12 protein-coding genes are annotated in these 14,210 nt (G+C 67.8%); 7 read left to right on the top strand and 5 right to left on the bottom strand.

Translation table 11 applies throughout. The features are described 5' to 3' along the window. Positions 1-20: 20 nt before the first annotated feature. The 5 genes from TK49_RS12900 to TK49_RS12880 all read right to left on the bottom strand — a co-directional run bounded on the left by TK49_RS12900 (position 21) and on the right by TK49_RS12880 (position 5,015). The gene (locus TK49_RS12900; RefSeq protein ID WP_045787057.1) at positions 21-740 is read right to left on the bottom strand and encodes a cupin domain-containing protein; all 720 of its coding nucleotides are present in this window, start codon (positions 738-740) and stop codon (positions 21-23) included. 307 nt (positions 741-1,047) lie between these two features. Then, positions 1,048-1,542, bottom strand: a complete 495-nt coding sequence (locus tag TK49_RS12895) for an Lrp/AsnC family transcriptional regulator (RefSeq protein WP_045787056.1) — start codon at positions 1,540-1,542, stop codon at positions 1,048-1,050. Between the two features lie 70 nt (positions 1,543-1,612). After that, complete coding sequence (locus TK49_RS12890) at positions 1,613-3,013, bottom strand: aspartate aminotransferase family protein (protein WP_045787055.1); 1,401 nt, start codon at positions 3,011-3,013, stop codon at positions 1,613-1,615. A gap of 155 nt (positions 3,014-3,168) precedes the next feature. Beyond that, positions 3,169-4,101, bottom strand: coding sequence for a 2-hydroxyacid dehydrogenase (locus TK49_RS12885; protein WP_045787054.1), 933 nt, complete (start codon positions 4,099-4,101; stop codon positions 3,169-3,171). Between the two features lie 26 nt (positions 4,102-4,127). Further along, positions 4,128-5,015 (bottom strand): GNAT family N-acetyltransferase, encoded by an 888-nt coding sequence (locus TK49_RS12880; RefSeq protein WP_045787053.1) that lies wholly within the window; start codon positions 5,013-5,015, stop codon positions 4,128-4,130. Between the two features lie 236 nt (positions 5,016-5,251). On the opposite strand from TK49_RS12880, the gene TK49_RS12875 reads away from it, so the two are divergent. The 7 genes from TK49_RS12875 (at position 5,252) to TK49_RS12845 (ending at position 14,201) form a co-directional block, all read left to right on the top strand. Then, a complete protein-coding gene (locus tag TK49_RS12875) occupies positions 5,252-6,742 on the top strand; it encodes an aldehyde dehydrogenase family protein (RefSeq protein ID WP_045787052.1) in 1,491 nt (496 codons plus the stop codon). 185 nt (positions 6,743-6,927) lie between these two features. Beyond that, positions 6,928-7,593: a haloacid dehalogenase type II gene (locus tag TK49_RS12870; RefSeq protein ID WP_045787051.1), complete on the top strand. Its 666-nt coding sequence runs from the start codon at positions 6,928-6,930 to the stop codon at positions 7,591-7,593. A gap of 31 nt (positions 7,594-7,624) precedes the next feature. After that, on the top strand, positions 7,625-8,914 hold the full coding sequence (locus TK49_RS12865; RefSeq protein WP_045787050.1) for an NAD(P)/FAD-dependent oxidoreductase: 1,290 nt from the start codon (positions 7,625-7,627) through the stop codon (positions 8,912-8,914). Positions 8,915-8,991: 77 nt separating this feature from the next. Beyond that, positions 8,992-10,611 (top strand): ABC transporter substrate-binding protein, encoded by a 1,620-nt coding sequence (locus TK49_RS12860; protein ID WP_045787049.1) that lies wholly within the window; start codon positions 8,992-8,994, stop codon positions 10,609-10,611. Between the two features lie 41 nt (positions 10,612-10,652). After that, a complete protein-coding gene (locus tag TK49_RS12855) occupies positions 10,653-11,609 on the top strand; it encodes an ABC transporter permease (protein ID WP_045787048.1) in 957 nt (318 codons plus the stop codon). A 46-nt stretch (positions 11,610-11,655) separates the two neighbouring features. Then, positions 11,656-12,561, top strand: coding sequence for an ABC transporter permease (locus tag TK49_RS12850; protein ID WP_045787881.1), 906 nt, complete (start codon positions 11,656-11,658; stop codon positions 12,559-12,561). A 2-nt stretch (positions 12,562-12,563) separates the two neighbouring features. After that, positions 12,564-14,201 carry an ABC transporter ATP-binding protein gene (locus TK49_RS12845; RefSeq protein ID WP_045787047.1) on the top strand — a complete coding sequence of 546 codons (1,638 nt, stop codon included), beginning with the start codon at positions 12,564-12,566 and terminating at the stop codon, positions 14,199-14,201. The last annotated feature ends 9 nt before the right edge of the window (positions 14,202-14,210 follow it).

Below are 14,210 nucleotides of genomic sequence, written 5' to 3'. Positions count from 1 at the left end.
GGATGGCTCTCCTCGCTCTTTCAGGCTTGCGCGTTTTGCACCACGTAGAACTTCGCCACGCGCTGCGTGCTCTCCCACCCGATGGGCGCGCCCTGCGGCACGAAGATGGCGTCGCCGGTGCTCACGGCGACTGCGTTGCCGTCGGGGCCGGCAAATCGCACAACGCCATCGAGCACGTACATGAATTCATTCACCGGATGCGGGCGGACGATGCGGTGGTAGGGCGTCGAGTCCCAGGTGCCAGCGCGGTATTGCGTGGGCTCGTCGGTGAAGACGTTGTCGCTGCGGCATTGCGGGGAGGGCCCGAGCAGCACCTCCGGGGCCGGGCCGCCGGACGGCTTGAAGTTTGCATCTGCGCGCAGCGGGATGAGAGCCGGCGACGTGGGCGTGTTACCCGCGGCGGCGCAGAACACAAACCGGACGCCGGCAGCAGCCTCGATGCGCACGGCCGTGCCGGCGGCGATCACCGCGCCGGCGCCCGCGCCGATGACGTGCCGCGCCGAGCCCGGTGCACTGAGTGTGAGTTCGCCCTCCACGACGGCGAGTGTCTCCGTATGGGGATAGCTCGCGACGTCGCGTTGGCCAACAAAGCTGGCGCGGCCGGCGCTCATTGCATTCGGGCCCTCCCAGGCAATCTCGCGGCCTTGCGCGAACGGGTCTTCGGCGCTCAGTGCCGCTTGCCGGAATGCGGTCGACAGGGGCGCGCCATCGGCGCGGTGCAGCATCAGGGCAGTGCTCATGCGGATTCTTCCTCACCGTATCGAAGAATGGCCTGGCTTTCGCGGTACGCCTCAAGGCCTTTGACTGGAGTCATTGCAACATAGAGTTGCGAGGCGCTTGTCACGAAATGCCGCATCGATCATGAGGAAGCTGCTGTTTTGAAACGGGTTGCCAGCATGGCGTGCTGAGCGTGCGAAAGGCCTGCATGAGCGCCCGTTCCCGGGTGGCGAACGCCGTACGGAAAGGGCCGGTGTAACGCCGGCCACGGCGATCGCGGCGAACGGCAAGCGGCACCCTCGTGCGCCCGCCAGCGTCAGGTACGTGGCATCAGCGCTGGTTGGGAAACAGCCGCTCGATCGGGCAGTACGTCTTCACGAACGGCGACTTGATGACGATGTAGCTGAAGTACTTGGCGATGCCGATATTGCGCTCCAGCAGGCCCTCGATGACTTCCTGGTAGTGGTTGACGCCCCGCGTGATGAAGCGCAGCAGGTAGTCGTAGCCGCCGCTGAGCAGGTGGCATTCGAGCACCTCGTCCACGTCTCGGATGGCGGCTTCGAAGCGCGCGAAGGTTTCGCGGTGGTGGTCCGACAACGTGACTTCAGTGAAGACGGTGAGCGTGTCGCCCAGCTTCTCCATGCGGATGTGCGCGCCGTAGCCCGAGATATAGCCGGCCTGCTCAAGGCGCTTGACGCGGATGAGGCAGGGGCTGGGCGAGAGGCCCACGGCGTCCGCCAGATCCACGTTGGTCATGCGGCCGTTCTTCTGCAGCTGCGCGAGGATGCGCAAGTCCAGGCGGTCGATCTTGAGAGCTTCGGTCATGGCGGTGGCGCGTGCGTGGAAGATGGATCGATTCTGCGGCAGCCAGCGTCTCTTGTGTCAGGTTGTTGCGTCAACCGAGCGCCGCGCGTACGGCCGGCACGGCCAGCACGTCGTCGAGCGTCGTCTTCAGCCGGGTGAACAGTTGCGCGAACTCGTCTTCGGTATACGTCAGCGCGGGGGCAAAGCCGAGGATGTTGTCGCCGAACGCCCGGAACACGATGCCGTTGCGATAGGCAGCCGAGGCAATCAGATCCGGCAGGCCGAGGCTCGCGTCAAAGCCGCGTTTGGTGGCCTTGTCGCTCACCAGTTCGAGCGCGCCGAGCAGGCCACGGTGGCGTGAATCGCCCACCAGCGGATGCGCCAGCAGCGCATCGAGCCCCGCCGCAAAGCTGGCCGCACCGCGCTGGCCGTTGGCGAGGATGCCGCCTTCCTCGTACAGCCGCAGCACTTCCAGCGCGACCGCCGCGCTTACCGGGTGGGCGGAATACGTGGCGCCGTGGCCGATGGGTGCGCCGGCGGGTGCGCCGTCGGCAATGCCGGCATAGATCTCGTCGGAGATCATCGTGGCGCCCATGGGCACGTAGCCGGCGGTGAGGCCCTTGGCCATCGTCATGACGTCGGGCTCCACACCCTCGGCATCGCACGCAAACATGGGGCCGGTGCGGCCAAAGCCGGTGATGACTTCATCGACGACAAACAGGATGCCCAGCTCGCGCGCGGCATCGCGCATGGCCTTGAGCCAGCCCTTGGGCGGCACGATCACGCCGCCCGACCCCTGGATCGGTTCGCAGAAGAACGCCGCGACGTTGTCGGCGCCCAGCTCGGCCACCTTCGCACGCAAGGCAGCCACGGAGCCGGCGATGATGCCTTGCGCATCCGCTGGGTCGGCCGCCCGGTACGGGTTCGGCGACGGGATGTAGTGCTGCGTGGCCAGCGGCAGGTCAAAGCCGCGATGAAACGCGGGCAGCGCCGTCAGCCCCGCGCCCGTCGACGACGAGCCGTGATACCCGCGTTCCAGCGCAATGAAGTGCTTCTTCGTGGGTTTCCCGATCGCGTTGAAGTACTGCACGATGAAGCGCACGGCAGCATCCACGGCTTCGGAGCCGCCCAGCGTCAGGTACACATGGGTCAGCGAGCGGGGCGCGATCTGCACGAGCTTCTCGGCCAACTGGATGGCGGGCTCGCTGCTGAAGTGGAAGTAGCCGGTGGCGTAGGGCAGGCGGCGCATCTGCCCGGCGGCAGCCTGCACCACGCTTTCCTGGCCGTAGCCGACGTTGACGCACCACAGGCCGGCAAACGCATCGAGCAGTTCATGGCCGTGCGCGTCGGTCAGCCATGCGCCCTTGCCGGACGAAAGCACGGTCGGCCCGCGTTGCTCGTGCGTGCGCCACGACGCCACGGGGTGGATCAGATGGGCACGGTCAATGGCATCGAGCGAGGCAAGCTGGGGCAGATCGGTTAGCTGGGTCATGGCGGAGTCCGTGCGTGCGGGAGAGCAATCGATGGACTCAAGAGTAGGCCGTGGTGCCCAAGGCTTGGTGCTGCTTTGCGGGCAGGAAACGCACTGTGCTGCTGTTGTTCGGGCAGCGGCAGCACATCGTGCCGAGCGTCGTTTCCCGCCTCGTTTCAATAGCCGCGCTTGCGGTCCACCAGCCCGAGCAGGGGCTCCCCGGCGGCCAGGCGGCGCAGGTTGTCGATGACTACGGCTGCCGCAGAAAGCGGCTGCGTCATGCTCGCGATGTGCGGCGTGATCTGGATGCGCGGGTGCCGCCAGAGCGCATGTCCGGACGGCAGCGGTTCGGGGTCGGTCACGTCGAGCATGGCTTCGCTGAGCCTGCCGCTGTCGAGCGCGGCGAGCAGGTCATCGCTCACCAGCTGCGGGCCGCGGCCCACGTGCACCAGCATGGCGCCTTGCGGCAGCTGGGCGAACAGCGCGGCGTTCAGCATGCCGCGCGTGGCGTCCGTCAGGGGCAGCAGGCACACGAGGATGTCGGTGCGCGCCAGGAACGCCCGCAACTCTGCCTGCCCGGCAAAGCACTGCACGCCGTCGATCGCATGGCGGGAGCGGCTCCAGCCCGCGCAGTCAAAGCCAAAGCCGCTCAGTTGTTCGAGCACCGCCTGCCCGAGCGAACCCAGGCCCAGCACGCCGACGCGGCGCTCGCCCGCCTGACGCACCGGCAGCGGCCGCCATTGTCCGGCCGACTGCTGGCGCCGATACGCGGGAATGTCGCGGTGCAGCGCAAGGACGGCATGCGTGACGTACTCCACCATGCCGCGCACGATGCCGGGCTCGACCATGCGCACGACCGGCAGCGTTGGCGGCAGCGCGGCGAAGTTGAACTGGTCGACCCCGGCGCCCGATGAAAACAACACTTCGAGGTTCGGGAACTGCGCGGCGATATCGGCCGGTGGCTCCCACGCGGCAAGAAAGCGCACCTTGTGCGGATCGCCGATGTCGGGCCAGATGCGGAAGTCGATGTCGGGCGCGTGCTGGCGAAAAACCTCGGCCCATTGCTGGCCGCGCACGGGGTCGGACTTGTAGAGGAAGGTCGTGGTCACGGAGAAGCGTCTGTGCAATGTGGAGATCAGCCCACCGCCTGGGCGACGATGGCAACCAGCGCGGCCGCCCCGGGCGGCGTTGACAGCGGCGCGCCGCGCACCATGGTGGTCGACGTATCCACGCGCAGCAGGCCGATGCTCTCGAGCCATTCGGCCAGCCCGCTGTCGAAGTCGATGTCGATGCGCGTGAAATGCCCCGCGTTGATGCCGGCCAGATGCGCAATCAGCGCCTTGGCACTCTCGGCGTCGGGCGCCACGACGGGGCCGATCGCATGGCCGCGCCCGAAGCGGCGCAGCATGGCGAAGCCGCGCGGCTCGCCGTCGTCGTCCAGCACGACGCAGGCGTCGGCGATGGCGAGCAGGTCGTCGATCAGCGCGTCGCGGGGCATGCCGCGCGCCTGCGCGTCGAGCCGGCGCAGCGTTTCGGCTTCATTGGTGCCAGCCGGCCGCAGCCGCCAGCCCGCGGGCAGCGCGATCAGCGGCGTGGGTTGCGCAATGCCCTGGTGCTGGCGGATTTCACCGGTACGCACGAAACCGAGCCGCTCATACAGGCCACGCCCTTCGGCCGTGGCGTGCAGCAGCACGGTGTGGTCCTCCAGGCCATCGAGCAATGCGCTCATCAGGCGATGGCCGACGCGCCGGCCCTGACAGGCGGGCGTGACGATCACCAGCCCGATCGTCGCGTGGCGCGGGCCCCAGCGCCAGCGCTGGGCCGTGGCGATGATCTGTCCGTCGCGCTCGGCCACGAAGCCTTCGGCGTGCGCAAACATCTGGGCCCAGTCGGCAGGGCGATGCGGCCAGCGCTGTTCTTCGGACAGCGCGTGCGCCGCGGTGAGATCGTCGGCGGTCATGGGACGCAGCACCACGCCGTCGGCGGCGGCGGTGGTCTGGGTGGACGCAGGGGAGCTGAGCATGGAGGACGCCTTCTGAAGGTGGGCATAACACGCTCTCATCTTGGACGACATCGCGCCGCTGGGCCAGATCGAATTGGGGTTTGCCCGCAATTTGCAAGCATCGTCTGCCGAGGGTGCGGGTTTCGCAATTCGATGCGGTGGCGGCCGGCGTTACGAACACAAATGCCGGGCCATCCTGCCTAGCATCAATAACCTCCATCCGATATGGGTGCCCGGCTGCGGCACCTCCTCATCCTGTGCCGATCTTCAACCCTGAAACCATCCGCGTGCCTTCGGGCCATTTCATTGGCGGCGAGCATGTCAGCGACGCCCGCCACACCGGGGCGCTTGCCGTGCGGCGGCCGTCCGATAACGCGGTGCATGCCGATTTGCCGATGGCCGATGCCGACATGGTGGACATGGCCGTGCAGAACGCCTGGCAAGCGTGGGGCACCACCGACTGGGCACGCCGCGCGCCGCGCGAGCGGGCCCGCGTGCTGCGCCGCTGGGCTGATCTGATCGACGCGGACGTGGCGCATCTGGCGCCGCTGGAAGCCGTGTGTTCCACACGCCCCGTGCGCGATGCCGTCGCCTGGGATGTGCCGTTCACCGCCGAAGGCCTGCGCTTCTTTGCCGAATACGCCGACAAGCTCGGCGGCGACGTGGCGGCCACGCGCCACGATCATCTGGGCATGGTCGTGGCCGAGCCTTACGGCGTGGTGGGCGCGATCACGCCGTGGAATTTTCCGCTGGTCATGGTGTCGTGGAAGGTCGGTGCGGCGCTGGCGGCCGGCAATGCCGTCGTGCTCAAACCATCCGAGCTGACGCCGTACTCGGCCATCCGGCTCGCCGAACTGGCCGTGCAGGCCGGTGTGCCGGCCGGGCTCTTCAACGTGGTGCAGGGCGATGGCCGCACCACGGGCGATGCGCTCACGCGGCATCCGCGCATTGCCAAGATGACGTTTACCGGTTCGACACGCACCGGTGCCGCGATCATGGCGACATGCGCGTCGCACGGCCCCAAGCCCGTCACGCTGGAGCTGGGCGGAAAGAGTCCGCAGCTGGTGTTTGATGACGCGCCGCACATCGACCGGCTGGCCGGCATCATTGCCGGCGCCATCACGGGCAATGCGGGGCAGGTCTGTGTGGCGGGGTCGCGCCTGATCGTGCAGCGCGGCGTTGCCCAGGCATTGATCGACCGCATTGCGGCGCGCTTTGCGGCGCTGCGGCCGGGTGCCACGTGGGACGACACGGCCACGCTGCCGCCCATCATCTCTGCCGTGCAGGCGGCACGCATCCAGGACATCGTCGATCGCGCCAAGGGCGCCGGCGCGGACGTGCGCTGCGGCGGCGGCCTGTTCGACGGCGGCCCCGGCGGGGCGTATTACCAGCCAACGCTCATCGAAGGCGTGCGCGCAGACAACCCCGCCGTGCAGGAAGAGATCTTCGGCCCGGTGCTGACCGTGCAGACCTTCGACGACGAAGAGGAGGGCCTGGCCCTGGCCGCGCACGAACACTACGGCCTGGCCGCCGGTGTGCACACGGCCGACATCGGACGCGCGCTGCGCGCCATGCGCGGCATTGCGGCCGGCACGGTCTGGATCAACCGTTACGGGCGCAGCGCCGATTTCGTCATCCCCACCGGCGGCTATCACCAGTCGGGCATCGGCAAGGATCTCGGCCGGCAAGCCGTGGAGGCCAACCTGCGCTTCAAAAGCGTGCTGATCGACTTTGCTGCAGCGCATTAGCAGTGCGTCCGGCACACCGGCGGTGCAGACCGCATGGCATGCCGCGAGCGCCATCGCAAACAGCAGCTTTCTCACGTGAGGCACCGCAATTCCCTACAACGCGTGCGGGCCTGCATGCTTCAATGATTTCGTCATAACCCTGTCGCACAGACCGCATCAGTGCACCGACCCTGAGGATCACCGCCATGACCTTCCGTCCCAAGTACATCACGTTCGATTGCTACGGCACGCTCACCCGTTTCCGCATGGGCGAGATGACGCGCGAGCTGTTTGCCGACCGCATTCCGGCCGAGCACATGGAGCAGTTCATTGCTGACTTCACCGCTTACCGCTTCGACGAGGTGCTGGGCGACTGGAAGCCGTACGAGGTCGTGCTGAAGAACGCCGTGCGCCGCCTGTGCAAGAAATGGAAGATCCAGTATTTCGATACGGACGGGCAGGCCTACTACGACGCGGTGCCCACGTGGGACCCGCACCCCGACGTGCCGGCCGGCCTGGCGAAGGTCGCCAGGGAAATCCCGCTGGTGATCCTGTCGAACGCCGACGACGCGCAGATCCAGAAGAACGTGGCAATGCTGGGCGCGCCGTTCTATCGTGTCTATACCGCGCAGCAGGCCCAGGCCTACAAGCCGCGCCTGAAGGCCTTCGAATACATGTTTGATTCGCTCGGCTGCAACCCGGAAGACGTGCTGCACGTGTCGTCCAGCCTGCGCTATGACCTGATGTCGGCCGACGATCTGGGCATCGTCAACAAGGTGTTCGTCAATCGCGGCCACGGCCCCGGCAACCCGGCGTACCGCTACACCGAGATCCAGGACATCGGCGGCCTTGCCGGCGTCGTGGGTCTGTAAGCACGACGTGCCTGACCGCGCCATGACCTCCATGAAACTCGACTCCTACTGGAACGACTCGGTGCCCGCGCTGGCGCTCGATCCGCACGATCTGCCGGCGCAGGTGGATGTGGCGATCGTGGGCGGCGGCTTCACGGGGCTGTCGGCGGCCCTGGCGCTGGCGCGGCGCGGTGCCAGCGTGGTCGTGCTGGAGGCCGGCAGCACCGTGGCCGTCGAAGCCTCGGGGCGCAACGGCGGCCATGTCAACAACGGCCTGGCAGTCGATTACGCCGAGCTGGCCGGCAAGGTCGGCGTGGACCGGGCGCGGGCCTGGTATCACGCCTACGACGCGGCCGTGGACACGGTGGAGCGCATCGTCCGCGAAGAAGGCATCGCCTGCGACTTCCAGCGCAATGGCAAGCTCAAGCTCGCCACCCGGCCGTATCACATGGATGCGCTGCAGCGCAGCGCGGACCGGCTCATTGGCGACGGCGTGGACCTGGACGTGGAGATTCTCGATGCCGCCCGCGTGCGCGCCGAGGTGCAGAGCGAACGCTTCCACGGCGGTTTGCTGTACAAGCGCAGCGGCCAGATGCACATGGGCCGCTTCGCGCAAGGCCTGGCCCTGGCAGCGCAGCGGCAGGGCGCGCAGATCCACACGCGCACGTGCGTGCAGCGCCTTGAGCGCGTGCAGGGGCAGGTGCATCGCGTGCATACCTCGCGCGGCACGGTGCTGGCCAGCCAGGTGCTGCTCGCCACGGGGGCTTCGCGCCACGGCGGCTACGGCACGTTCGGCTGGCTGCGTCGGCGCATCGTGCCGATCGGCAGCTTCATCGTCACCACGGAGCCGCTGGGCGCGGAGCGCGCGCACGCCTTGCTCGCGGCGCGCCGCACCTATGTGACGGTGGCGAACATCCACCATTACTTCCGCCTGACGCCCGACCACCGCCTGGTGTTTGGCGGCCGCGCGCGCTTTGCGGTCTCCAGCCCGCAGCAGGACGCCATGAGCGGCGAGATCCTGCGCAGCGGCCTGGCCGAGACGTTTCCGCAACTGCGCGACGTGCGCCTCGATTACTGCTGGGGCGGCCTCGTCGACATGACGCAGGACCGCCTGCCGCATGCTGGCGAGCGCGACGGCCTGTTCTATTCGATGGGCTACAGCGGCCACGGCACACAGATGTCCGTGCACATGGGCGAGCGCATGGCCGCGGTGATGGCCGGCGATGCCTCCGCCAACCCGTGGCGCGATCGCGGCTGGAGCGCCATTCCCGGCCACTTCGGGCCGCCGTGGTTCCTGCCCGCCGTGGGCATGTACTACCAGCTCAAGGACCGGTTCGCCTAGCCGCGCACCGTCTGTATTCCCATTACAAGCAACGCAGTGTTCGCTGTTCCCACATCAGATCCATCAGGAGCCCCACCATGAGCGACCGCCGTAATGAGTTCGAGAACCTAGTTGGCCCCAGCGAAAGCCTGCGCGTGATGGAGTCGCTCAAGCGCGGTGCCTCGCGCCGCGACGTCCTGAAGATGCTGATGGCGGGCGGCATGCAAGCCACGCTGGCCGGCAGCCTCGCGGGCACGGCCGTCAATGTGTACGCGCAGACGCCGCGCCGCGGTGGGCGCATCCGCGTGGCCGCCGCCACCGCCGCCGCGACCGACACGCTGGACCCGGCCAAGCAGTCGAACCAGAACGACTACGTGCGCTGCAACATGGTCTACAACGGCCTGTTCGCGCTCGACGGCAGCCTCACGCCGCGCCCGGCGCTGGCCGAGTCGTACCAGACGGCGGATGCCAAGACGTGGGTGATGACGCTTCGCAAGGGCGTGACCTTCCATGACGGCAAGGCGCTGTCCCCGGCCGATGTGGTGTATTCGATCATGCGCCACAAGAACCCGGCCACGGCATCCAAGGCCAAGGTATTGGCCGACCAGATCGACAGCGTGAAGGCCACGGGGCCGAACGAGGTCACGGTGGTGCTGACGGCACCGAACGCCGATCTGCCCGTGATCCTGGGCACCTTCCACTTTCACATCGTCAAGGACGGCACGACGGACTTCAACGCCGGCATCGGCACCGGCCCGTACAAGATCAAGGAATTCAAGCCGGGCGTGCGTACGCTCGTGGTGCGCAACGAGGGCTACTGGAAGCCTGGCAAGCCGTACCTGGATGAAATCGAGTTCGTCGGCATTGGCGACGACAGCGCGCGGGTGAATGCGCTGCTTTCCGGCGGGATGGACCTGGTGGCCTCCGTCAACCCGCGCGCCGTGGCCCGCGTGAAGGGCACGCCGGGGTATGCGATCTTCACCACGCAATCGGGCCAGTACTCCGACCTGATCATGCGCAAGGATACGGGCCCGGGCACGAACGCCGACTTCGTGATGGCGATGAAGTACCTGTTCGACCGCGAGCAGATGAAGAAGACCATCGCGCTGGACCACGCCGTGCTGGCCAACGACCAGCCGATCGACCCGACCAACCGGTTCTACTTCAAGGAGCTGCCGCAGCGCGCGTTCGACATCGACAAGGCGAAGTTCCATCTGCAGAGGTCGGGCGTGACGGGCAAGGTCCCGGTGGTGACGTCGCCCGCGGCCATGTATTCGGTCGAGATTGCGCTCGTGCTGCAGCAGACGGCCCAGCGCATCGGGCTGGACCTCGACATCAAGCGCATGCCGGCCGATGGTTACTGGTCCAACCACTGGCTCAACAGCCCGGTCGGCTTCGGCAACGTCAACCCGCGCCCGAGTGCGGACACCATCCTCACGCAGTTCTTCAAGTCCGACGCGGCGTGGAACGAGTCGCGCTGGAAGAGCCCGAAGTTCGACCAGCTGCTGACCAGCGCACGCGCCGAGACGGACCTCGCAAAGCGCAAGCAGATGTACGCCGACATGCAGACCATGATCCACGACGAGGCGGGCATCGGCATTCCGCTGTTCCTGGCGAGCATCGACGGCCATTCGACCAAGCTCAAGGGGCTGGCGCCGATTCCGCTGGGCGGCCTGATGGGCTACGCATTTGCCGAGAACGTCTGGCTGGACGCCTGACGGACGGTGCGGTGCGGCGTGTTTTTGCGTAAGGGGCTGCCATGAATGGAGTGATCCTCAAGCTGCTGGCGCGGCGCGTGGCGATGGCGCTGCTGTCGCTGCTGGCCGTATCGGTGATCGTGTTCTCGATCACAGCCGTGCTGCCGGGCGACGCGGCGCAGGAGCAACTCGGGCAGGACGCGACACCCGAGGCGCTGGCCGCGCTGCGGGCGCAGATGGGCCTCGACGTGCCTGCGCCGCAGCGCTACCTGCATTGGCTCGGCGGCATTGCCCGGGGCGATCTCGGGCAATCGACCACCACGCAGATGCCGGTGGCGGAGCTGGTGGCGAGCCGCCTGCCGAATTCGCTGCTGCTGGCCGCGGTGACGGCGGTGTTCTCGGTGCCGATTGCGCTCGGCCTCGGGATAGCGTCTGCCGTGTGGCGCGGCTCGTGGTTCGACCGGCTGGCGTCGACCGCGTCGGTGGCGGTGGTGTCGGTGCCGGAGTTCCTGGTGGCGACGCTGGCGGTGCTCGTGTTTGCCGTCAAGCTGCGCTGGCTGCCGGCGCTGTCGTACGTCAACGATATCGAATCGCTCGGGCAGATGCTGCAGGCCTTCGCCATGCCGGTGCTGAGCCTGTGCTGCGTGATCGTCGCGCAGATGATGCGCATGAGCCGCGCCGCCGTCATCGACCAGCTCGAAGCGCCGTACATCGAGATGGTCCGGCTCAAGGGGGCATCGCCCATGCGCGTGGTGCTGGCGCATGCGCTGCCCAACGCCGTGGGGCCGATCGCCAATGCCGTGGCGCTGTCGCTGTCGTACCTGCTCGGCGGCGTGATCATCATCGAGACGATCTTCAACTACCCCGGGATCGCCAAGCTGATGGTGGACGGCGTGTCGCAACGCGACATGCCGCTCGTGCAGGCCTGCGCCATGATCTTCTGCACGGGCTACCTGCTGCTGGTGACCACGGCCGACGTGCTGGGCATCGTTGCGAACCCACGTTTGCGCCATCGCTGACATCGCGCCAAATGCGGATGCTGACCTTATGAACAAGAGCCTCACGATGGAAACCACGCCCACCTCTCCGACCTTGCCGGCCGCCACGCCGCCAGCACCGCGCCATCCGGTGCGGCGTCTGCTGGGCGGCTTCGGCAGGCTCGGCACAAGCGGCCTCATCGGCCTGGCCGTGCTGGTGTTCTGGCTGCTGGCGGCGCTGGCTGGCCCCGCGCTGTTGCCGGCCCACCTGATCACCAGCGGCGACGGCAATGGCGCGGTCTTCGGCCCCATGAGCGCCGCGCACTGGTTCGGTACCGACTACCTCGGCCGCGACATGTTCGTGCGCGTGGTGGAAGGCGCGCGCTACACCGTGGGCGTGGCGCTGGTGGCCACGCTGCTGGCCAGCGGCACGGGCACGGTGCTGGCGCTCTTCGCCGCCGCGATGGGCGGCTGGGTCGATACCGCACTGAGCCGCCTGCTCGACACGCTCACCGCCATCCCGAGCAAGATGTTCGCGCTGCTGATGGTTGCCGGCTTCGGGTCTTCGGTGACGATGCTCGTGGTGACCGCCGCCATCATCTATGTGCCCGGCGCGTATCGCATCGCCCGCTCGCTGGCGGTCAATATCAACGCGCTCGATTACGTGACCGTGGCCCGCACGCGCGGCGAAGGCACGCTCTACATCATGCTGCGCGAGATCTTTCCGAACATCGTCGGGCCGATGCTGGCCGACCTGGGCCTGCGCTTTGTCTACGTGGTGCTGCTGCTCGCCAGCCTGAGTTTTCTGGGCCTCGGCATCCAGCCGCCGTCGGCGGACTGGGGCTCGCTCGTGCGCGAGAACATCAGCGCGCTGCCCGATGCCGGCGCGTCCGTCATCTTGCCGGCCCTGGCGATCGCCAGCCTGACCATCTCGGTCAACCTCGTCATTGACAACCTGCCGGGCCGCGCGGCCCGCGAACGCGGAGGGCGTTGACCATGGGCGCATCCGTCGTTGTGGAAGGCCTGCACATCACCGCAGGCGAACAGACCCTGGTGGACAACCTCAGCTTTGCCATCGAGCCCGGCGAAGTGCTGGCCCTGATTGGCGAATCCGGCTCGGGCAAGACCACCACCGCGCTGGCACTGATGGGCTTTGCGCGCCATGGCTGCGCAATCGCATCGGGCAGCGTGCGCATCGGCGATATCGATGTCCTGCATTTGCCGGCCGCACAGCAACGCGCCTTGCGTGGCCGCACCGTTGCCTACATCGCGCAGAGCGCCGCCGCGTCCTTCAACCCGTCGCGCACGATCATGGACCAGGTGGTGGAGCCCGCCCGCATCCACGGCACGATGACGCGCGCAGAGGCGCAAGCCAAGGCCGTGCAGCTGTTCCGCGAGCTGGCGCTGCCCGAGCCCGAGACCATCGGCCAGCGCTACCCGCACCAGGTGTCGGGCGGCCAACTGCAGCGGCTCATGGCTGCGATGGCGCTCATCACCGATCCGGATCTGGTGATTCTCGACGAGCCCACCACCGCGCTGGACGTGACCACGCAGATCGAAGTGCTGCGCGCGTTCCGCCGCGTCGTGCGCGAGCGCCGCGCCACGGCCGTCTACGTGAGCCACGACCTGGCGGTGGTGGCGCAGATGGCCGACCACATCCTCGTATTGCGCGGCGGCCAGATGCAGGAGCTGAACCCGACGGGGCACATTCTTGCCACGCCCGATCACGACTACACCAAGAGCCTGCTGGCCGCCGCACGGCCCGCACCGCGGCCGCTCGAGCATTGCCTGGGCGAGGGCGAACTGCTGCTCGACGTGCACGGGCTCAGCGCCGGTTACGGCCCGGTCGACGCCAACGGCCAGCCGGCCACGCGCATCCTCGACGACATCGATTTCAAGCTCTATCGCGGACAGGCCATCGGGGTGATCGGCGAATCGGGTTCGGGCAAGACGACGCTTGCACGCGCCATCGCGGGCCTGATCGCGCCCTGCCACGGGGGCATGACGTTCCGGGGCAGGCCGCTCCAGCCGCGGCTCGCCAACCGCACGCACGATGAGCTGCGCCGCATCCAGATCGTGTTCCAGATGGCCGATACGGCGCTCAATCCGTCGCACACCATCGAGCGCATCCTGGCGCGGCCGCTGCAGTTCTACAAGGGGTTGAAGGGCGAGGCACTGCAGCGTCGCATTCGCGAGCTGCTCGATCTCGTGCGGCTGCCGCATAGCGTCGCGCGGCGCCTGCCCGGCGGGTTGTCCGGCGGGCAGAAACAGCGCGTGAACCTGGCGCGCGCACTGGCTGCAGAGCCGGACCTGATCCTCTGCGACGAGGTGACCTCTGCGCTGGACACCGTGGTGGGCGCCGCCGTGCTCAACCTCATGGCCGATCTGCGGCGCGACCTGGGTGTGTCGTATCTGTTCATCAGCCACGACCTGCACACCGTGCGCGCCGTCTGCGACGAGATCGTCGTGATGCAGCACGGCCGCAAGCTCGCGCAGGTGGCGCGCGCCGATTTTGACCGCGGCCCGCACCATCCGTACTACGAACAGCTCGCCAACTCGGTGCCGGAGCTGCGGCAGGGCTGGCTCGACGAACGGGACCACGCGATGCCGCATCCGGTGCCGCTCTCCGCCTGACAAGACAAA

The organism is Ralstonia mannitolilytica, from assembly GCF_000954135.1.
Taxonomy (GTDB): Bacteria; Pseudomonadota; Gammaproteobacteria; order Burkholderiales; family Burkholderiaceae; genus Ralstonia; species Ralstonia mannitolilytica.
Note: the sequence above shows the minus strand (reverse complement) of the source record. Positions and strands in the feature narration are given on the sequence as shown.